The organism is Pseudomonas sp. RIT-PI-q (assembly GCF_001297125.1).
Taxonomy (GTDB): Bacteria; Pseudomonadota; Gammaproteobacteria; order Pseudomonadales; family Pseudomonadaceae; genus Aquipseudomonas.
Map to the genome: position 1 here is coordinate 57,124 of NZ_LHPC01000038.1, position 17,878 is coordinate 75,001.

The 17,878-nt window shown below is 58.7% G+C and carries 18 protein-coding genes and 2 tRNA genes; 13 read left to right on the forward strand and 7 right to left on the reverse strand.

Going from position 1 to position 17,878, the window contains the following annotated elements; translation table 11 throughout:
* Positions 1-47 precede the first annotated feature (47 nt).
* Positions 48-1,031 carry an acrylyl-CoA reductase (NADPH) gene (gene acuI, locus AEQ67_RS19555; protein WP_059405472.1) on the reverse strand — a complete coding sequence of 328 codons (984 nt, stop codon included), beginning with the start codon at positions 1,029-1,031 and terminating at the stop codon, positions 48-50.
* A 168-nt stretch (positions 1,032-1,199) separates the two neighbouring features.
* Between acuI and AEQ67_RS19560 the strand changes: the two genes are divergently transcribed.
* The 10 genes from AEQ67_RS19560 (at position 1,200) to AEQ67_RS19605 (ending at position 10,705) form a co-directional block, all read left to right on the forward strand.
* On the forward strand, positions 1,200-3,653 hold the full coding sequence (locus tag AEQ67_RS19560; RefSeq protein WP_059405473.1) for a hypothetical protein: 2,454 nt from the start codon (positions 1,200-1,202) through the stop codon (positions 3,651-3,653).
* 102 nt (positions 3,654-3,755) lie between these two features.
* A complete protein-coding gene (locus AEQ67_RS19565; protein WP_059405474.1) occupies positions 3,756-4,820 on the forward strand; it encodes an NAD(P)H-dependent flavin oxidoreductase in 1,065 nt (354 codons plus the stop codon).
* Positions 4,821-5,077: 257 nt separating this feature from the next.
* Positions 5,078-5,845 carry a molybdate ABC transporter substrate-binding protein gene (gene modA / locus AEQ67_RS19570; RefSeq protein WP_059405475.1) on the forward strand — a complete coding sequence of 256 codons (768 nt, stop codon included), beginning with the start codon at positions 5,078-5,080 and terminating at the stop codon, positions 5,843-5,845.
* Positions 5,846-6,526 (forward strand): molybdate ABC transporter permease subunit, encoded by a 681-nt coding sequence (modB, locus tag AEQ67_RS19575; RefSeq protein ID WP_059405476.1) that lies wholly within the window; start codon positions 5,846-5,848, stop codon positions 6,524-6,526.
* Between the two features lie 3 nt (positions 6,527-6,529).
* Positions 6,530-7,609: a molybdenum ABC transporter ATP-binding protein gene (gene modC / locus AEQ67_RS19580; RefSeq protein ID WP_059405477.1), complete on the forward strand. Its 1,080-nt coding sequence runs from the start codon at positions 6,530-6,532 to the stop codon at positions 7,607-7,609.
* A gap of 75 nt (positions 7,610-7,684) precedes the next feature.
* Positions 7,685-8,728: a DNA topoisomerase IB gene (locus tag AEQ67_RS19585; protein WP_059405478.1), complete on the forward strand. Its 1,044-nt coding sequence runs from the start codon at positions 7,685-7,687 to the stop codon at positions 8,726-8,728.
* A 216-nt stretch (positions 8,729-8,944) separates the two neighbouring features.
* Complete coding sequence (locus tag AEQ67_RS19590) at positions 8,945-9,166, forward strand: hypothetical protein (RefSeq protein ID WP_059405479.1); 222 nt, start codon at positions 8,945-8,947, stop codon at positions 9,164-9,166.
* Between the two features lie 128 nt (positions 9,167-9,294).
* Positions 9,295-9,525: a hypothetical protein gene (locus tag AEQ67_RS19595; protein ID WP_059405480.1), complete on the forward strand. Its 231-nt coding sequence runs from the start codon at positions 9,295-9,297 to the stop codon at positions 9,523-9,525.
* Positions 9,526-9,837: 312 nt separating this feature from the next.
* Positions 9,838-10,122 (forward strand): hypothetical protein, encoded by a 285-nt coding sequence (locus AEQ67_RS19600; protein ID WP_059405481.1) that lies wholly within the window; start codon positions 9,838-9,840, stop codon positions 10,120-10,122.
* Positions 10,123-10,279: 157 nt separating this feature from the next.
* Positions 10,280-10,705 (forward strand): hypothetical protein, encoded by a 426-nt coding sequence (locus AEQ67_RS19605; RefSeq protein ID WP_059405482.1) that lies wholly within the window; start codon positions 10,280-10,282, stop codon positions 10,703-10,705.
* On the opposite strand, the gene AEQ67_RS19610 is transcribed toward AEQ67_RS19605, so the two are convergent.
* Positions 10,706-11,368, reverse strand: coding sequence for a TetR/AcrR family transcriptional regulator (locus AEQ67_RS19610; RefSeq protein ID WP_059405483.1), 663 nt, complete (start codon positions 11,366-11,368; stop codon positions 10,706-10,708).
* Between the two features lie 144 nt (positions 11,369-11,512).
* On the opposite strand from AEQ67_RS19610, the gene AEQ67_RS19615 reads away from it, so the two are divergent.
* Entirely contained in the window at positions 11,513-12,349 is an 837-nt protein-coding gene (locus AEQ67_RS19615) for an NAD(P)H-binding protein (RefSeq protein WP_059405484.1), read from the forward strand.
* 64 nt (positions 12,350-12,413) lie between these two features.
* Here AEQ67_RS19615 and AEQ67_RS19620 read toward each other — a convergent pair whose 3' ends face one another.
* Positions 12,414-12,809 carry a hypothetical protein gene (locus AEQ67_RS19620; RefSeq protein WP_059405485.1) on the reverse strand — a complete coding sequence of 132 codons (396 nt, stop codon included), beginning with the start codon at positions 12,807-12,809 and terminating at the stop codon, positions 12,414-12,416.
* 225 nt (positions 12,810-13,034) lie between these two features.
* On the opposite strand from AEQ67_RS19620, the gene AEQ67_RS19625 reads away from it, so the two are divergent.
* Both AEQ67_RS19625 and AEQ67_RS19630 read left to right on the forward strand, forming a co-directional pair.
* Complete coding sequence (locus tag AEQ67_RS19625; RefSeq protein WP_059405486.1) at positions 13,035-13,238, forward strand: hypothetical protein; 204 nt, start codon at positions 13,035-13,037, stop codon at positions 13,236-13,238.
* Between the two features lie 209 nt (positions 13,239-13,447).
* Positions 13,448-14,185, forward strand: coding sequence for a metallophosphoesterase (locus AEQ67_RS19630; RefSeq protein WP_059405487.1), 738 nt, complete (start codon positions 13,448-13,450; stop codon positions 14,183-14,185).
* A gap of 82 nt (positions 14,186-14,267) precedes the next feature.
* Here AEQ67_RS19630 and AEQ67_RS19635 read toward each other — a convergent pair.
* The 4 genes from AEQ67_RS19635 to nirB form a co-directional block, all read right to left on the reverse strand.
* A tRNA-Leu gene (locus AEQ67_RS19635) sits at positions 14,268-14,354 on the reverse strand.
* Between the two features lie 193 nt (positions 14,355-14,547).
* Positions 14,548-14,621: transfer RNA gene (locus AEQ67_RS19640), tRNA-Cys, on the reverse strand.
* Positions 14,622-14,854: 233 nt separating this feature from the next.
* Positions 14,855-15,232: a nitrite reductase small subunit NirD gene (nirD, locus tag AEQ67_RS19645; RefSeq protein ID WP_059405488.1), complete on the reverse strand. Its 378-nt coding sequence runs from the start codon at positions 15,230-15,232 to the stop codon at positions 14,855-14,857.
* On the reverse strand, positions 15,232-17,793 hold the full coding sequence (gene nirB / locus AEQ67_RS19650; protein ID WP_059405489.1) for a nitrite reductase large subunit NirB: 2,562 nt from the start codon (positions 17,791-17,793) through the stop codon (positions 15,232-15,234). Before nirB ends, nirD begins: the two co-directional genes overlap by 1 nt.
* Between the last annotated feature and the right edge of the window lie 85 nt (positions 17,794-17,878).

A 17,878-nucleotide genomic window follows, 5' to 3' on the forward strand; every position in this document is an offset into this window, starting at 1 on the left:
TGGATGTCGATCCAATGTAGGCGCTGTCGAAGGCTGCGATCTTTGCTTTAGCGATTCACATCCACCACAACCCGCCCGCGCAATTGACCAGCGAGCAACCGCGGCGCGGCGTCGATCGCTTCACTCAAACCGATTTCATGGCTGATCAACGGCAGCAAGGCGAAGTCCAGGTCCTCGGCCAGGCGATTCCAGGCCAGTACCCGCTTGGCTTTCGGCTGGGTCACGCTGTTGATCCCGGCAAGGGTCACGCCGCGCAAAATGAATGGCGCGACTGAAGCCGGAAAATCCATACCTTGCGCCAGCCCACAGGCAGCTATCGTGCCGTTGGCCTTGGTGCTCGCGCAGGCGTTGGCCAGCGTGTGGCTACCCACCGAATCAACGACCGCCGCCCAACGTTCCTTGGCCAGGGGCTTGCCCGGTTCGGACAACGTGGCGCGGTCGATGATTCCGCTGGCGCCCAGTTGCTTCAGATAGTCATGTTCAGAAGTACGGCCGGGGGAGGCGCCCCCCCGATCCCCGGGCTTGCTCAGTAACGCGATAGCGAAACTCCCTACCCCGCCGTTGGCGCCCGTTACCAGGATATCGCCCTGATCAGGCGTCACGCCGTTATGTTCCAGCGCCAGGATGCACAGCATCGCCGTGTAACCCGCCGTACCGATGGCCATCGCTTGCGCGGCGGTGAATGCCTTGGGCAGTGGAATCAACCAGTCGCCATTCAGGCGCGCTTTCTGCGCCAAACCGCCCCAATGTCCTTCGCCGACGCCCCAGCCATTGAGTACGACCTGGTCACCCACCTTGTAGTCCAGATGCCCACTGACCTCGACAGTACCTGCCAGATCAATGCCCGGCACCATCGGGAATTTTCGCACCACCGGGCTGCTGCCGGTGATCGCCAGGCCATCCTTGAAATTCAGCGTGCTGTACGCCACACGCACCGTCACATCACCCTCGGGCAGTTGATCGTCATTGATCTCTTGCAGTGTCGCCCGATAACCGCTGTCGTCTTTGTCGATCAAAATGCCTTTGAACATTACTGCTTCCTCATGAGATCAATCGGTTGTGGTGCAATTGAAATAGCACAAAGCAACATCTTGCCGTACTCGACTTTAAGCCAATCCGAGCATTTCGGTTGCTGGCGGCTATGCTTTTTTCGCGGCCCTGGAAAGCCGATAGAAACTGTCCCGTCGATGGAGCTGACAATGTCTCACCCACGCTCGTTTACCGTTTTACTGATGCTCTGTCTGCTCTGTCTGCTCTGTATGCCCGGCGTTCAGGCTGCGCCGACGAATGCACCGCCAGAGGCCGCAGCGCAGGCACCGGCGAGCCCGACCTGGCCTCAGGTGTTGACCAGCGGCGACACCCAACTGACGATCTATCAGCCACAACTCGACAGTTGGGACGGCTACACCCTGCAGGCGCGCGCAGCGGTCGAGGCCACCGGGCCGGATGGAAAATCCACCTACGGCATTGTGCAATTCAGCGCTCACACGCTCGTCGACAAGGCCACCCGCTGGGTCGCGCTTGATCAGTACACACTCATCAAGGCCGATTTCCCCTCCAGCGCGAAGTCCGATGCCTGGGTCGCCACGCTGAAAAATGATGCGGCGAACCGCAAGAAAACTATCTCCCTCGATCAACTCGAAGCCGCCGTGGGCGTGCTCGCAGCGGAACAAAAATCCAGTAATGACCCCATAGAAAACACCCCGCCGAACATCATCACTTCCGATGTTCCAGCCATGCTGGTGTACATCGACGGCGAACCGGCTTATCGCCCCGTCGAGGGCACCGCGCTGCAACGGGTGATCAACACCCGGCCGCTGTTGCTCAAGGATGCCCAGGGCAAACATTATCTGCATGTGTTTGACGGCTGGATGGTGGCCGATGAGCTCAGCGGTCAGTATGCACCGCTGCCCATTCCGTCCGCCGCTCTGGAAAAAGCCAAGAAAGCCGCGATCCAGAGTCGCCAGGTTGACTTGCTGACAGGCCAGAGTGACCCAAAGGACAAAATACCCACCCTGGCCAAACCACCGATTCCGCAAATCCATATCGCCACGATCCCCACCGAGCTGATCGTCACCGACGGCGCACCACAATGGCAGCCGATCCAGGGCACTCAATTACTTTATGTCACCAACACCACCGGGCACATTTTCAAGGAAATCGGTGATCAGGACAGCTATGTGTTGATCTCCGGTCGTTGGTTCCGCGCTGCCGACATGAACGGCCCCTGGACCTTTGCACCAGCGGACAAATTGCCCGCGGACTTCGCCAACATTCCCGATGACAGCCCGAAAGAAAACGTCAAAGCCTCAGTGGCCGGCACACCGCAGGCCAAGGAAGCGGCGATTGCGGCCACCATCCCGCAGACCTCGGCGATCAACAAAAGCCAGGTCAAAATGACCCCGCCGCAATACGACGGCGAACCACAACTCAAGGCCATCACCGGCACCCCGCTGCAATACGTGGTGAACAGCCCTACGCCAATCATCATGGTCGATGCCAAGAGCTGGTACGCCGTTGAAAACGGTATCTGGTTCAACGCCACTTCACCCCAAGGGCCGTGGTCGGTCGCCACCTCGGTGCCGGCGGTGATCTACACGATTGCGCCCAGCTCGCCGATGCACTACATCACCTACGTGAAAGTGTATGAATCCAGCGGCGACACCGTGGTGGTGGGCTACACGCCGGGGTATCAGGGTTCCACGGTGGACCCGGTTAGCGGCGTAGTGGTGTATGGCACCGGTTATCCTTATTCGCCGTGGGTTGGCAGCGTTTGGCACGGACCGCCGGTGACCTATGGTTTCGGCGTCGCGATCCGCTATACGCCCTGGACGGGTTGGACCTTCGGTTTCGGTTTCGGCTGGAGTTGGGGCGGCAGTACCGTGGCCATGGGTTGGGGCTGGGGTGCCTATCCCTGGTGGGGCAATTACGGCTGGGGTTATGCCTGGGGCCCGCGCCTGTACCCGGCGCCATTGCCGTGGGGCGGCGCAGCTTATGGCTATCACGGGGGCGCAGTGGCTTGGGGTCCCGGTGGCTGGGCCGGCACCACTGGCAATATCTACCGCCAATGGGGTGATCGTGCCTCGGTCAGCCGCTACGGTGCCGGTTACAACGCCTGGACCGGCAACCGCTGGGCCGGCCAGGTCGGCGCTTCCTACAACTCGCGCACCGGCGTTTCGGCGGCAGGCCAGCGCGGCGCGGTGCACAACGTCTATACCGGCAACTATGCAGCGGGACGCAGTGGTGTGGCGGTCGGCCCCAATGGAGGCGCCATCGCCGGTCAGCAGGTGACTGCCGGCAACGTCCGCACCGGCAACCAGGTCACGGCCGGTCGTGGCGCCGTCTACAACCCCAATACCGGCAACACCACGCAGGTCAGTGGGGTGCGCGGACGCAACAGCAGTGCCGCCCGAGTCGGTGACAACGTTTATGCCGGGCATGATGGCAATGTGTACAAGAAAACCGATGACGGCTGGCAATCCATGGTCGGAGGTGCCAACCGGGTCAATCCGGGGAACACCGCTCAAGTACAAAACCTCAACCGTGAATCAGAGGCGCGCTCGTTCGGTAACGAACGCTTGAACAACTATCACAACTCGTCCCAGGCGATGAATCGCTCGTTTGGTGGTGGTGGCGGACTGCATCGACGTTGAGGGGTATGCTCACCAGCCCTACACTGGACGGGTCGTGCGCCAGCCTTGGCTGGTACAGACTCTGCTCTACCCTGCCCCGTTTTCACGTCGGAGAATCTTCAAATGAGCCAATGGCCAGACACCCGCATTCTTGACCTCTTCGGGATCGAACTGCCGATCATCCAGGCGCCCATGGCGGGTGCCACCGGTACGGCCATGGTGATTGCCGCGAGCAACGCGGGCGGCCTGGGCTCGATGCCCGCCGCCATGTTGAGCACCGAGCAATTGCGTGAAGAACTGAAGACAATTCGCCAACACAGCCAGCGCCCGATCAACGTCAACTTTTTCTGTCATCAACCCCCGGCTGCCGATGAACAACGCGCCCGCGACTGGAAGAATTTGCTGGAGCCGTATTACCGGGAACTGGGCGTTGACTTCGACGCACCGACGCCGGTGTCCAATCGAGCGCCGTTTGATAACGCTACGTGCGAAGTGGTCGAGGAGTTTCGACCCGAAGTCGTGAGTTTTCACTTCGGCCTGCCGGAAAAGTCTTTGCTGGATCGCGTGAAAGCAACCGGGGCAAAAGTCCTGTCTTCGGCCACCACCGTCGAGGAGGCTGTCTGGCTGGAGCAGCATGGCTGTGATGCAATCATCGCCATGGGTTACGAAGCAGGAGGCCATCGCGGGATGTTTCTCAGCGACGACCTGAGCAGCCAGGTGGGCCTCTTCGCATTGGTGCCACAGATCGTCGATGCGGTGAGCGTGCCGGTCATCGCGGCGGGGGGTATTGCTGACGCACGAGGCGTCGCGGCAGCGTTTTTATTAGGCGCTTCGGCGGTGCAAGTGGGCACAGCGTACTTGTTCACGCCAGAGGCCAAGGTCAGCGCGTCTCACCACAAGGCGTTGCGCACCGCCAAGGAAAGTGAGACAGCCGTCACCAACATTTTCACCGGTCGCCCGGCGCGCGGGATTCTCAATCGGGTGATGCGTGAAGTCGGCCCAATGAGCGATAAAGCACCGACCTTCCCGTTGGCGGGTGGTGCGTTAATGCCTTTGCGGGCCAAGGGAGAAGCGGATTTCAGCAACCTCTGGGCCGGGCAGGCGTTTACGCTGGGGGTTGAATTAACGACGGCAGAACTGACCCGACGCCTGGCCGAAGAAGGCTTGGCGAAGCTGGTTCGTGCATAGCCCTTGTAGCAGCTGCCGAAGGCTGCGTTCGGCTGCGCAGCAGTCGTAAAACCAGACACCGCGGTGTTTCAGATTAACCGTGTAGACAGGATTTACGACTGCTGCGCAGCCGAACGCAGCCTTCGGCAGCTGCTACACAGGGTTATCGTGATTTCAACGAGCGCATCCAACACGTTCCGTTTGCAGGCAATTCGCTATATATTCAGCTATATAGCGTTTAACCCCCCTCGCTGTAGAGCCTACCACGGAGCCGTTTCATGACTATTCGTGCCTCACGTTTTGCCCTCACAAGCCTTGCAAGCCTTCTCGCTGCACTCGCCTTCGGGTCTGCCCAGGCGGACGAAGTCCAGGTCGCCGTCGCGGCCAACTTCACCGCGCCGATTCAGGCCATCGCTGCCGACTTCGAGAAAGACACCGGGCACAAACTGGTCACGTCCTTCGGTGCAACCGGCCAGTTCTACACCCAGATCAAAAACGGTGCGCCGTTCGAAGTGTTCCTCTCGGCCGACGACACCACCCCGCAGAAACTCGAAACCGAAGGCGACACGGTCAAAGGTTCGCGCTTCACCTACGCTATCGGCACCTTGGCGCTGTGGTCGGCCAAGGACGGTTATGTCGATGCCAAGGGCGATGTGCTGAAAAAGAACGAATATCAGCACCTGTCCATCGCTAACCCGAAAGCCGCACCGTATGGCTTGGCGGCGACTCAGGTGCTGGCCAAGCTGGGCCTGACCGACAAGGTCAAAGACAAGATCGTCGAAGGCCAGAACATCACTCAGGCCTACCAGTTTGTCTCCACCGGCAACGCCGAGCTCGGCTTCGTAGCCTTGTCGCAGATCTACAAAGACGGCAAAGTCACCAGCGGTTCGGCGTGGATCGTTCCGGCCACCATGCACGAGCCGATCAAACAAGACGCGGTGATCCTCAACAAAGGCAAGGACAACCCGGCCGCCAAGGCGCTGGTTGACTACCTCAAAGGTCCGAAAGCCGCCGCTGTCATCAAGTCCTACGGTTACCAACTCTAAATGACGCTAACGAGTGCCGATTTTTCCGCCATCTGGCTGACCCTGAAACTGGCGTCCCTGACGACGCTGATCCTGCTGGTCATCGGCACTCCGATTGCGTTATGGCTCTCGCGCACCCAATCCTGGCTGCGCGGCCCGGTCGGGGCGATCGTCGCCCTGCCCTTGGTGTTGCCGCCCACGGTGATTGGCTTTTATCTGTTGCTGGCGCTCGGCCCTCACGGGTTTATCGGCCACTTCACCCAGTCACTGGGGCTCGGCACCCTCACTTTCAGTTTTGCAGGGTTGGTGATCGGCTCAGTGCTCTACTCGATGCCGTTCGTGGTACAGCCGCTGCAAAACGCTTTTTCCGCCATAGGCACTCGCCCATTGGAAGTGGCCGCGACGTTGCGGGCCAATCCCTGGGACACCTTTTTCAGCGTCATCCTGCCGCTCGCCCGACCAGGTTTCATCACCGCAGCCATTCTCGGTTTCGCCCACACTGTCGGTGAGTTCGGTGTGGTGCTGATGATCGGCGGCAACATCCCCGACAAGACCCGCGTGGTCTCGGTGCAGATCTACGATCATGTCGAGGCGATGGAATACGCCCAGGCCCATTGGCTGGCCGGGGCGATGCTGGTGTTCTCTTTTGCCGTGTTGCTGGCGCTCTACTCCAGCCGCAAAACCAAAGCGGGCTGGAGCTGATTAATGATTCATACGCGTCTGAAACTGAGTTACTCGGGGTTCGCCCTGGATGTGGATTTGCAATTGCCGGGGCGCGGCGTCAGCGCATTGTACGGTCACTCCGGTTCGGGCAAGACCACTGTCCTGCGCTGCATTGCCGGTCTGGAGCGAGCCGAACAGGGTTTTATCCAGGTCAACGATGAAGTCTGGCAGGACAGCGACAAGAAGATTTTCGTAGCGCCGCACAAACGCGCACTGGGTTACGTCTTTCAGGAAGCCAGCCTGTTTCCGCATCTTTCGGTGTTGGCCAACCTGGAGTTCGGCCTCAAGCGAATTCCAAAACAACAGCGCCGGGTCGATATGGCTCACGCCACTGAACTGCTCGGGATCGGCCATTTGCTGGATCGCCATCCGCAACACCTTTCGGGCGGTGAACGGCAACGGGTCGGCATCGCTCGCGCGTTGCTCACCAGCCCGAAGTTGTTATTGATGGACGAACCGCTGGCGGCGCTGGACGCGCACCGCAAAAGTGAAATCCTGCCCTACCTGCAACGGTTGCACGACGAACTGGACATCCCGGTGCTGTATGTCAGTCATTCTCAGGATGAGGTGGCGCGGCTGGCCGACCACATCGTCCTGCTCAGTAACGGCCAGGCGCTGGCCAGCGGCCCGATCGGTGAAACCCTGGCCCGCCTCGACCTGCCGCTGGCGCTGGGCGACGATGCTGGCGTGGTGATAGAGGGTCACGTCAGCGCCTATGACGCCGACTATCAATTGCTGACTTTGCAACTGCCCAACACAGCGCTGAACATTCGCGTGGCTCATACGCCGATGGACGCAGGCCAGGCACTGCGCTGCAAGGTTCAGGCGCGGGATGTCAGCCTGAGCCTGCACAGCGTCGAACAAAGCAGCATCCTGAATCGCCTGCCGGTCACGGTGATCAGTGAATTGGGCGCGGATAACGCCGCCCATGTACTGATCCGCCTGGACGCGGCCGGCACCCCGCTGCTGGCGCGGATCACCCGCTACTCGCGGGACCAATTAGGCGTGCACCCCGGCCAGCAACTCTGGGCGCAGATCAAGGCGGTGGCGGTGCTGGCGTAAATCCGCTGGCACGACTGCAATGGCGCGCGGTCAATGGCTGTAACGGCCCCTGATTCGATGCCAAGGACTACCGCCATGCCTGATACCGCGCTGCCCGACGTGTTGCCGCCCGACCTGCATTATGTCGATGACACCCTGCCTGGAATCGCCCGCAAGAAACTGCGCGGCAAGTTCTGCTACTTCGACGCAACGGGTCAACGCATCACTGACCCGGACGAGATCAAACGGATCAATGCGCTGGCCGTGCCGCCGGCCTACACCGCCGTGTGGATCTGCGCCGCCCCGCGCGGTCATCTGCAAGCCACCGGCCGCGATGCCCGAGGTCGCAAGCAATACCGCTATCACCCGCGCTGGCGAGAAGTGCGCGACGCCGACAAATACTCGCGTCTAAGGGACTTCGGCCTGGCTTTGCCGAAGCTGCGCAAACAACTGGAAGCGCTGTTGGAAGCCCCCGGTTTCAGTCGCGACAAGGTCATGGCCACGGTCATCACCTTGCTCGATGCAACGCTGATCCGCGTCGGCAATACGCAGTACGCACGGGACAATCGTTCCTACGGCCTGACCACCCTGCGCAACCGTCACGTCGAGGTCAACGGCAGCGCGATCCTGTTCCAGTTCCGTGGCAAGAGCGGCGTCGAACATCAGATCACCGTGAAGGACCGGCGCCTGGCGCGGATCGTCAAACGTTGCCAGGACATTCCCGGGCAAAACCTGTTTCAGTACCTCGATGAAAACGGTGAGCGACACACCATCAGTTCCAACGACGTCAACGCCTACCTGCAAACCCTCACCGGCGCCGACTTTACCGCCAAGGATTACCGCACCTGGGCCGGCAGCGCCCTGGCGCTGGCGGTATTGCGCGAACTGCAATGGGAGCCGGAGTCGGATGCCAAGCGGCATGTGGTGGAAATGGTGAAGAACGTCGCCAGGCAACTGGGCAACACCCCGGCAGTCTGCCGCAAGTGCTACATCCACCCTGCCGTGCTCGACGGTTTCCTCATGGGTGCACTGGCTGAGTTGCCCAGACCGAGAATGCGCAAGGGGCTTCGAGCCGAGGAAGTCGGGCTGGCGATGTACCTGGAAAAGATGGTCGAAGCCATTGAAAACACTAACCCTTGAAACAACGCGTGCACCTGTAGGAGCTGCCGAAGGCTGCGATCTTTTGATCTTGATTTTCAGCGGTCTCGAAAAGATCAAGATCAAAAGATCGCAGCCTTCGGCAGCTCCTACAGGGCTTGAGTGAGGATTCAACCGACGAACTGACCTGCCTATTTTTTGCACGATCGCAAATGGCTTCTATAGTTGTTCTGAACACAAATGAGCTGCGGTGACGCCATGGAAGACATTTTCGTTGTGAAGCGTTGCAACAAGATCATCATTCATGGACGCCGCGCCGGTGAAGTCAATCATCCACCACCCGACGCAGCCGTCTGGTATCGCATCGCCGATACCCGCACTCGCGGTTTCATCGGTGACGGTTTCGTTGTTGAAGAAGACGCCCAGCGTGAATGCCACCAACTCAACGCCAGGTCACAATTTACGGCCCGACACGGCTGAACATTCACCTGTCGTTTCCGGGTCTATACTGAAATCAGCTGAAGGATCAGCGACCCCATCGGCAGACAGCTCGCTTCAAGCGGGCTTTTTGCTGCCAATTACAGGTTTCTTGAACGGAGGTGTTTCCCATGTCCGAAAAAGAGTCCATCACCACCCTGCTCACCCTGCTTGACTCTCGCCAGGCTCGCTTGGCAGCGGCGTGCAAGGAAATCGCCGACTGGGTCGATCATCAAGGCGGGCACCCGACGGCCCTCAGAATTCGTGATCGCCTGAACGACATCGAGAAGGATGCGCCACTGATTCGCAACACGCTGTCTTCACTCAGACCTGTCGACCCGCCCCTGCCACGGTTCAGATGATTCAATCTGGATTTACGCATCGAAGCTACGGCCTTATTCAGGGCGCATGAACGGCGACGTTATCGTCACCGGGTGCGTCCTTGCCTGATTGCCTCCGTTTATTCCCCCAACCCAGCCTGGCGCCGGGATTTTTTATTGCGAGATGTTCCCTTTCACACAGCCTTCACAACTCAAGTCCTACAGTGAACCCACTCCTATTGATGAATCCCTTGGCCCGCCCGCATGCGGGCCTTTTTTTGGCCTTTTTCCAGGCAACGAACGTCACCGCTCGCTGGAGGTCAAACGATCACACATCACGAAGGAGACGTCCCAATGGTCACTCACTTCAAAGTCGGCGGGCATCTGGCCTGCGGTCACACAGGTAGCAACCTCGTTTCAACCAAAGAACTTACCCGCGTCAAATGCAGAAGCTGCCGCAATACCGATGCATTCAAGGACGCACGCAAAGACGAACGCAACGCTGCACGCCGTGCCGCGCGCAAAGCCAAAGCAACCCACACCGCCAATGACTGGCGCGCGGCCTGGACCGAGCGCCTTACTGCCATGGCCGGCCGGCAAAGATTGCCTCGTGGTTTTACCGGTCAACCCTTCGTTTAGCTGACAACGTCGGCGGCTGAGTCGAATTAACCCGATTCAGCCGCCAGATGCCGCGTGGCAATATCAGAAAATTGGATTGAACGAGACGATTCATCATCTTTCGAAACCTATAGGCCCTGACTTCGCAAACAGGGCGCTATTGGAGAGGAAAATCCTGATGAACAGCCGACTGATGCTGCTGATCGCCAGCCTGAGCCCGACCTTGGTGTTCGCCCAAGGTTGCGACGTCATGACCCGATCCCAGAGCCCTTCCGTTCCCGTGGTCGAAACCCACACCTGTTATGAATACGAAAACATGCCGGTGGACGCCATCGACTGGTCGTGCAGCAACGAGAGCAAGGAAATGCTGACCCGCACCAAGAAAAAAGTCGCACAGTGCGGCGACCATTATCAGGCGACCTGCCTGGCGACATTGACGCAAGAGTCGCTGGCGAATCCTCAGTCCATTAGCAAGGACAAGAACAGCAAGTCGCTACACATTCCCGACAATGCGCAGATAACGACTTACTACTATGGTGCTGAACACCCAGAGCAAGCCAAGATCGATTGCGAAACAGGCGGCGGGCGCTGGACACAGAAATAGCTATGAACCGGGTGTCATCACAGACACTGACTGCATGATTTCGCGCAGCGACATGCGCTTGTAGGCTTCGACCAGGCGCCGCCCTTCCTCGGGCGCGCATGAAATCGCCAGGCGCATCGTCGCCTCACCCAGTTGCCAGATCAGAAAGGCAGCGTCAGCGACCTGTTGCGCATCAATTGCTGGATTGACCCGCAGCATCGCGTTGGCCAGTAACGCCCCGGCGACACGACTTTCCTCCAATTCCAGTTCCAGAAGTTGCTTGTCTGCCTGCATGCCCGACCAGATATCACGCATTGCGGGTGTCGCGAGAACGATCTCGTGATACTGGTCGAGCAGCTCCGAATAAGCGCTACTCAGCCCCTGTTCATCCTCGACCGCGGCCAGCGCTTCCTCGATACAGCGACGGCTTTCGACGTTATAGCGTTCGGCCAACGTGCGAATGACCGAACTCTTGTCGGGAAAGTATTGATACAGCGATCCGATCGAGATCTCTGACCGCTCGGCAATTTCACTCATCTTTACTTGATCGCTGCCCTTGGTGGCGATCAGTTGCGTCGCCACGCTCAGGATTCGCTCCTTACGCTCGCGACTGCGTTGTTGCGTGGGGTTGCGTCGAGTCGGCTCTGAAACAGATTGCTCGGTGGTTTTCCTGGGCACTGGCATGGTTCCCGATCAATAACGTGACATAGGCTCACCTTAGCACCGCACGTCGGTTTCATCGATTCCATTGGTTGACGATAGAACGTGAGCGTTTATCATCTTTTAAACATGAGCATCACTCACATTAACCCGATGGAGATGAACGCGATGAAAACCACACAAGAAACCATCCTGATTCTCGGCGCGACGGGCAAAACCGGACGGCGCATCACTGAACGCCTGCAAGCCGCCGGCCTGGCCGTTCGCCAGGGCTCGCGCGCCGCGACTCCGGCCTTCGACTGGGAAGATCGAACCACTTGGGACGCGGTGCTTGATGGCATACACGCGGTCTACATCTCCTACCAACCGGACCTCGCCGTCCCCGGCGCCCTTGAAACGGTTCAGGCATTCACCGACCTGGCCGTCAAAAGCGGCGTCAGCAAACTGGTGCTGCTGTCGGGTCGCGGTGAAGTCGAAGCTGAGCAAGCCGAACGCGTCGTACAAAACAGCGGAGTCGACTGGACAATCCTGCGCGCCAGCTGGTTCTTCCAGAACTTCAGCGAGGCGCATTTCCTGGAACCGATTCTTCAGGGCGAACTGGCCCTCCCCGTCGGCAACATCGCAGAACCCTTCGTCGACGCAGAAGACATCGCCGAGATCGCGGTCGAGGCGCTGACCCAACCAGGGCACTCAGGCCAACTCTATGAACTGACGGGGCCACGCGCGCTGACCTTTGCCGAGGCAGTCGCTGAAATCGCCGATGAGACCCAACGCAATATCCGTTTCGCCGCAGTGCCAGCGGAAGAATATCGCCAGGCGTTGGAACAGGCAGAACTACCGGCTCAACTGATTGACCTGGTGCTGTACCTCTTCACCACCGTACTCGATGGCCGCAATACACCGGTTGCCGATGGCGTACAGCGTGCATTGGGTCGACCGGCGCGGGACTTTACCGATTATGTTCGGCGCACAGCCGCTTCGGGCGTCTGGGCAAACGAAGGTTGAATTGGCGGCCCGGTGCACGCTTGCGAGTGAGACAGTTAGTGTGCGTTAGTTAGATAACCTTGAACTAATGCACACTGAACCTATTGTTGGTCGTCTTTTTCGTCTGATCGACAAGCCAGACTGAAACACCGTCACTGTGTGCTGTATTGCATTCTTTTCCGTACTCTTGGTAGGTGACACAGATGACGTCGCCAGCAACGGTCCAACTGCCTTTTTGAATCGGATCTTTGGCAATTTGAATCGCCGCTGTTCCATCAGGGCTCAAGGTCTCCCAGAAAGGCAGTCCCCCAGCAGTTTCGCTTTGCAGCTTACGACCAATCAACGTCTGGTGAATCTCGGCTCCACTCAATTGCTTCGCGCCTGGAGGTGCGGGCATATGGGCTGCATTGGGCGTCTGCTGACCTGAAGCGCATCCAGCCAGGAATAGCGTTACTGCAAAGGCAGTCAATAACTTACTCATCACTTCCACCTCTTTCTTATTTATACAATCAGGCAACGCAAACCTTAAGATTAGATAAACTAAAAGCACTGAATATACTATTTGACTATTAATTCAATAGCTTCACCTGCACTTGCGTCAGCCTTGCCAGGTCGTGTGTTGGCGATAAACAGATTCCTCAACTAGGATTTCTATCGCATCGAAATGTGGCGCCTTGCTGGAAGACGCCCAATCAAGGAGAGATAGATGACTGCCATTCGTATTGCCGAGCAAACCTATCGCACCTGGTCCAGCCCGATCTTGCTGGAACTCAAGGAGCGAGAGCATCAGCTGGATCCTGTGGCCCGCCAGGCCCTGCAAAATGTGTTGGTGGAAAGAAGGCTATTGGACACGGGCAACCCTGACGGGAGTGATCGGCGCAATGCCGATCCGTCTGCGGGTGGTCGCTAACAACGGCCCGGAAATGAACAAGGGTTTGCTTCAGATTTCGCCGGCAAACCCTTGGTTTTAGATAGTTTTTTAAGCTGAAATCGAACAGGCACACCCGCCATGTCAGCACCGACGATATCGGGGCTGCCAGCCTCACTGCCCTCCACCCCGTCCTGGCCTAAACTCAACTGAACACCAGCCCGTTGGCCTGTGAGGGGCAAGGCATTCCCATGCGAAAAACGATAGAGGTGTCGCGCGTGAAGCGCTTCACCGCGAACGCGGTCGGCCGAGATTTCGCGGTCGGCGACATTCATGGCTATTTCACTCGGTTGCAGGCCGCGCTGGATGCAGCCGGGTTTAATCCCTTGCTCGATCGCCTGTTCAGTGTCGGCGATCTGATTGACCGCGGGCCTGAGTGCCGCGATGTACTTCATTGGCTTGCCAGGCCCTGGTTCCATCCGGTGCGCGGCAACCATGACGACTACGTGGTTCACTTCGATACCTGCGACGTCGACAGCTGGATCTACAACGGCGGTTCATGGTTTGCAGGCCTGTCGCTAGCCGACCAGCAAGCTTTCTCGGCGCAGTTCGCCGAACTCCCTATCGCCATCGAAATCGAAACAGCACACGGCCTGATCGGCATCGTGCACGCCGACTGCCCGTTTCCATCGTGGGAGGAACTGCGAATAGAACTGGAAACGCCAGAAAACAATGTGCAACTGACGCAATTGCAGAATAGGTGCATGTGGTCACGACGGCGAATCGATCAGCTTGAGACGCAGGGTGTTGAAGGCCTACGCGCACTGGTGGTGGGACATACACCGCTTCGCAGGCCAGTCAGGCTTGGCAATGTGATTCACATCGACACCGCTGGCTGGAAACCGGACCGTGGTTATTTCACCCTTCTGAATCTCGACACACTGGAAACTATCCCCGCAATGCCACCCAACCAATCGCATAGGCAGTGAATTGTGGAGCAGATGGAAAATAGCGACCCAGAAACAAACAAGGGTTTGCATCAGCTTTCGCCCGCAAACCCTTGATTTTAGATGGTGCCCGAAGCCGGAATCGAACCGGCACGCCCTTACGAGCGGGGGATTTTAAGTCCCATGCGTCTACCAGTTTCGCCATTCGGGCGGTAGCGCGGTAAAGCGGCCTGACACTGCACATAACAATCTGGCAGTTCTGACGCTTGTGCAGCAGAGGAGGAAATATATACATCCCACCCCGGTGAAGCAAGTTCGCATCTACCCTTTTCAAGACTAAATCTTGCAGTGCAGTGCAAATAAAAAAGCTCCGTAAATCATAGATCTACGGAGCTTGTTTAAAGTGGAGGCCGAGGTCGGAATCGAACCGGCGTAGGTGGATTTGCAATCCACTGCATAACCATTTTGCTACTCGGCCTCAAACATCTGATGTCATGTAGCACAACACCAAACGCGTACAAACTTGGATTTAGATACTTGATCTAACTCCTTGAAAACATTGAGCTTTTTGAGCGGTCAGTGCTTTCGATGGCGTGAATTATGTACTGATTTCCCGAGGCTGGCAACCCCTTGATTTCAAAAAAAATTCTACCGGGCGGTTTGCCTGTTTTTCCAGAGTCATACTGCCCCACCAGACTCCAGATAGCACGCTTAAGCCCGTCCAACTTCCACCTCGTCGCCGTTCAACCGCACCGGCCAGACACGCAGGCGCTGTTGCGGATACTCCAGGCAACTGCCGTCCTCCAGGCGGAAATGTTGCTTGTAGATTGGCGAAGCAACGACCAGATCACCCTTGATGCTCCCCACCAACCCACGACCGATGACGTTCGCCCCGGATTGCGGGTCATGGTTGTCGATGGCGTAGAGGGTCCGGCCCTCCGCAGCCGGCAGGTAGAACAGTGCCACTTGTGCGCCGTCGAGCCAGACGACGACGCCGGAGTTGCTGACGAGGTCCTGTTGTTCGCACACCGTTTGCCAGACTTCGGTGTTTTTCAGGGAGTCGATGCGTTGGGTATTGGACTGGCTCATCAGGCAATCTCCTCGGTGACAGGGATAAGGTTGAGTTCGGCGGCCATGATCGGGCGCCGTTGGCCGCGCTCCTGGACGAAGTGGATGTCTGGGTCCGGGCGTTTATCGTTGACGAAGGTGCGGAAGCGCTTGAGTTTTTCCGGGTCTTTGAGGGCGTTGGCCCATTCGCATTCATAGCGGTCGACCACCAACTGCATTTGCGCTTCGAGTTCTGCGCCGAGCCCGAGGCTGTCGTGGATGATCACGTCCTTGAGGTAATCGAGGCCGCCTTCGAGGCTTTCGCGCCACACCGAGGTGCGCTGCAATTTGTCGGCGGTGCGGATGTAGAACATCAGGAAGCGGTCGATGTATCGGATCAGGCTTTCATCGTCGAGGTCGGTGGCGAACAGTTCGGCGTGGCGTGGGCGCATGCCGCCGTTGCCGGCGATGTAGAGATTCCAGCCCTTCTCCGTGGCGATCACGCCAACGTCTTTGCTCTGTGCCTCGGCGCACTCGCGGGTGCAACCGGACACCGCGAATTTGAGCTTGTGCGGCGAGCGCAGGCCCTTGTAGCGGTCCTCGATGGTCAGGGCCATTTGTACGCTGTCCTGCACGCCGTAACGGCACCAGGTGCTGCCGACGCAGGACTTCACCGTGCGGGTCGATTTGCCATAGGCGTGCCCGGTTTCGAAACCGGCTTCGATCAACTCGCCCCAGATTTCCGGCAACTGATGTAACTGGGCGCCGAACAGGTCGATACGTTGGCCACCGGTGATTTTGGTGTAGAGGTCATATTTCTTCGCCACCACACCAATCGCGATCAGCTTGTCGGCGGTGATTTCACCGCCGGGGATGCGCGGCACTACCGAATAGGTGCCGTTTTTTTGCATGTTGGCCATGAAGGTATCGTTGGTGTCCTGCAACGGCACCAGTGAGGCGTCCATGATCGGCTGATTCCAGCACGAAGCGAGGATCGAGCCCACGGCCGGTTTGCAGACATCGCAACCGGTGTGGCCACGGCCATGCTTGGCCAGCAGTTCTTCGAAGGTGATCACCCCTTCTACCCGCACCAGCGCGTACAGCTCCTGACGGGTATAGGCGAAGTGTTCGCAGAGGCTTTTGTCGACACTGACGCCACGGGCGATCAGTTCGTGTTCGAAGACTTGCTTGAGCAAACCGGCACAACCGCCGCAGCCAGTACACGCCTTGGTCTGCGACTTGAGCTGGCCGAGGTCGGTGCAGCCGCCGTCGATGGCCGAGCAGATGGCGCCCTTGGTGACGTTATGGCACGAGCAGACGGTTGCCGATTCAGGCAACGCGCCTGGCCCCAGGGCTGGTGCGCCCTCGGACGACGGCAGAATCAGGCTGGCTGGTTCGGACGGCAGCGCAATGGCGTTCTGCATGTATTGCAACAGGGTGTCGTAATAGCTGTTGTCGCCAACCAGCACCGCACCGAGTACGTGTTTGCCGGTCGCGTCCACCACCAGGCGTCGATAGCTGGCCGTGGTTTCGTCGATGAACTGATAACTGCGTGCACCCGGCGTGTTGGCGTGAGCGTCACCGATGGAGCCGACATCGACGCCCAGCAGCTTGAGCTTGGTCGACATGTCCGCGCCCATGAACGGCTCGGCGACCTCGTGGCCCAGCCGCGCCGCGACGCTGCGAGCCATCTGGTAGCCCGGCGCGCCCAGGCCGAACAGGCTGCCATTCCAGGAGGCGCACTCGCCGATGGCGTAAATGTTCGGATCAATGCTCAGGCACTCATCGTCAATTACCACGCCGCCGCGCGGACCGATTTCCAGTGCGCACTGGCGGGCCAGCGCATCTTGTGCGCGGATACCGGCCGAAAACACGATCAGGTCAGTTTCGAGGAATTCGTCATTGGCAAAATTCATGCGGTAGCGGTAATGCTCGCCGGCACTGATCGATTGAGTGGCGCGCGACAGGTGCACACCGACGCCAAGCCTTTCAATCTGCGACTTCAGCGCAAAGCCGCCCATCTCGTCCAGCTGCACCGGCATCAGGCGCGGGGCGAATTCCACGACATGCGCTTCCAGGCCCAAGCTTTTCAGCGCATTGGCGGCCTCAAGGCCCAGCAAGCCACCGCCCACCACCACACCGCGCCGGGCGTTGGTAGCCGCTGTACGGATAGCGTCGAGGTCTTCGAGGGTTCGATAGACCAGGCGCGAGTCGCCCTCGGCGCCTTCGATCGGCGGCACAAACGGGTAGGACCCGGTGGCCAGGACCAATTTGTCGTAAGTGACGCAACCTTGCGCGGTAATTACCTCACGCCGGGCGCGGTCGATTTCCAGGACCGGGACACCCAAATGCAGGGTGACGCCCGGCGTCTGGTAAAGCGACGCGTCAGACAGCGCCAGTGATTCGGCATCACGGCCGGAGAAGTATTCGGACAGGTGCACGCGGTCGTAGGCTCGCATCGGCTCCTCGCTGAAGACGTGCAGCCGATAGTGATCGAGCGCACCGCGCTCGATCAGTTGTTCGACGCAATGATGTCCGACCATGCCATTGCCGATCACGATCAGCGTTTGCAGCTTGTTCAACGTGGCAACATTGGAGTTCATAAGAAGCACCCGGCTAAAACGGTTCAAAAAGCAAAAAAAAACGCCTGAAACCTTTGCGGTTCCAGGCGTCTTTGCCTGTTCTTTT

Excerpts from the sequence above, each read along its gene's own strand:
- acuI (WP_059405472.1), bottom strand. The coding sequence starts at position 1,031 with ATGTTCAAAGGCATTTTGATCGACAAAGACGACAGCGGTTATCGGGCG.
- AEQ67_RS19560 (WP_059405473.1), top strand. The coding sequence starts at position 1,200 with ATGTCTCACCCACGCTCGTTTACCGTTTTACTGATGCTCTGTCTGCTC.
- AEQ67_RS19565 (WP_059405474.1), top strand. The coding sequence starts at position 3,756 with ATGAGCCAATGGCCAGACACCCGCATTCTTGACCTCTTCGGGATCGAA.
- modA (WP_059405475.1), top strand. The coding sequence starts at position 5,078 with ATGACTATTCGTGCCTCACGTTTTGCCCTCACAAGCCTTGCAAGCCTT.
- modB (WP_059405476.1), top strand. The coding sequence starts at position 5,846 with ATGACGCTAACGAGTGCCGATTTTTCCGCCATCTGGCTGACCCTGAAA.
- modC (WP_059405477.1), top strand. The coding sequence starts at position 6,530 with ATGATTCATACGCGTCTGAAACTGAGTTACTCGGGGTTCGCCCTGGAT.
- AEQ67_RS19585 (WP_059405478.1), top strand. The coding sequence starts at position 7,685 with ATGCCTGATACCGCGCTGCCCGACGTGTTGCCGCCCGACCTGCATTAT.
- AEQ67_RS19590 (WP_059405479.1), top strand. The coding sequence starts at position 8,945 with ATGGAAGACATTTTCGTTGTGAAGCGTTGCAACAAGATCATCATTCAT.
- AEQ67_RS19595 (WP_059405480.1), top strand. The coding sequence starts at position 9,295 with ATGTCCGAAAAAGAGTCCATCACCACCCTGCTCACCCTGCTTGACTCT.
- AEQ67_RS19600 (WP_059405481.1), top strand. The coding sequence starts at position 9,838 with ATGGTCACTCACTTCAAAGTCGGCGGGCATCTGGCCTGCGGTCACACA.
- AEQ67_RS19605 (WP_059405482.1), top strand. The coding sequence starts at position 10,280 with ATGAACAGCCGACTGATGCTGCTGATCGCCAGCCTGAGCCCGACCTTG.
- AEQ67_RS19610 (WP_059405483.1), bottom strand. The coding sequence starts at position 11,368 with ATGCCAGTGCCCAGGAAAACCACCGAGCAATCTGTTTCAGAGCCGACT.
- AEQ67_RS19615 (WP_059405484.1), top strand. The coding sequence starts at position 11,513 with ATGAAAACCACACAAGAAACCATCCTGATTCTCGGCGCGACGGGCAAA.
- AEQ67_RS19620 (WP_059405485.1), bottom strand. The coding sequence starts at position 12,809 with ATGAGTAAGTTATTGACTGCCTTTGCAGTAACGCTATTCCTGGCTGGA.
- AEQ67_RS19625 (WP_059405486.1), top strand. The coding sequence starts at position 13,035 with ATGACTGCCATTCGTATTGCCGAGCAAACCTATCGCACCTGGTCCAGC.
- AEQ67_RS19630 (WP_059405487.1), top strand. The coding sequence starts at position 13,448 with ATGCGAAAAACGATAGAGGTGTCGCGCGTGAAGCGCTTCACCGCGAAC.
- nirD (WP_059405488.1), bottom strand. The coding sequence starts at position 15,232 with ATGAGCCAGTCCAATACCCAACGCATCGACTCCCTGAAAAACACCGAA.
- nirB (WP_059405489.1), bottom strand. The coding sequence starts at position 17,793 with ATGAACTCCAATGTTGCCACGTTGAACAAGCTGCAAACGCTGATCGTG.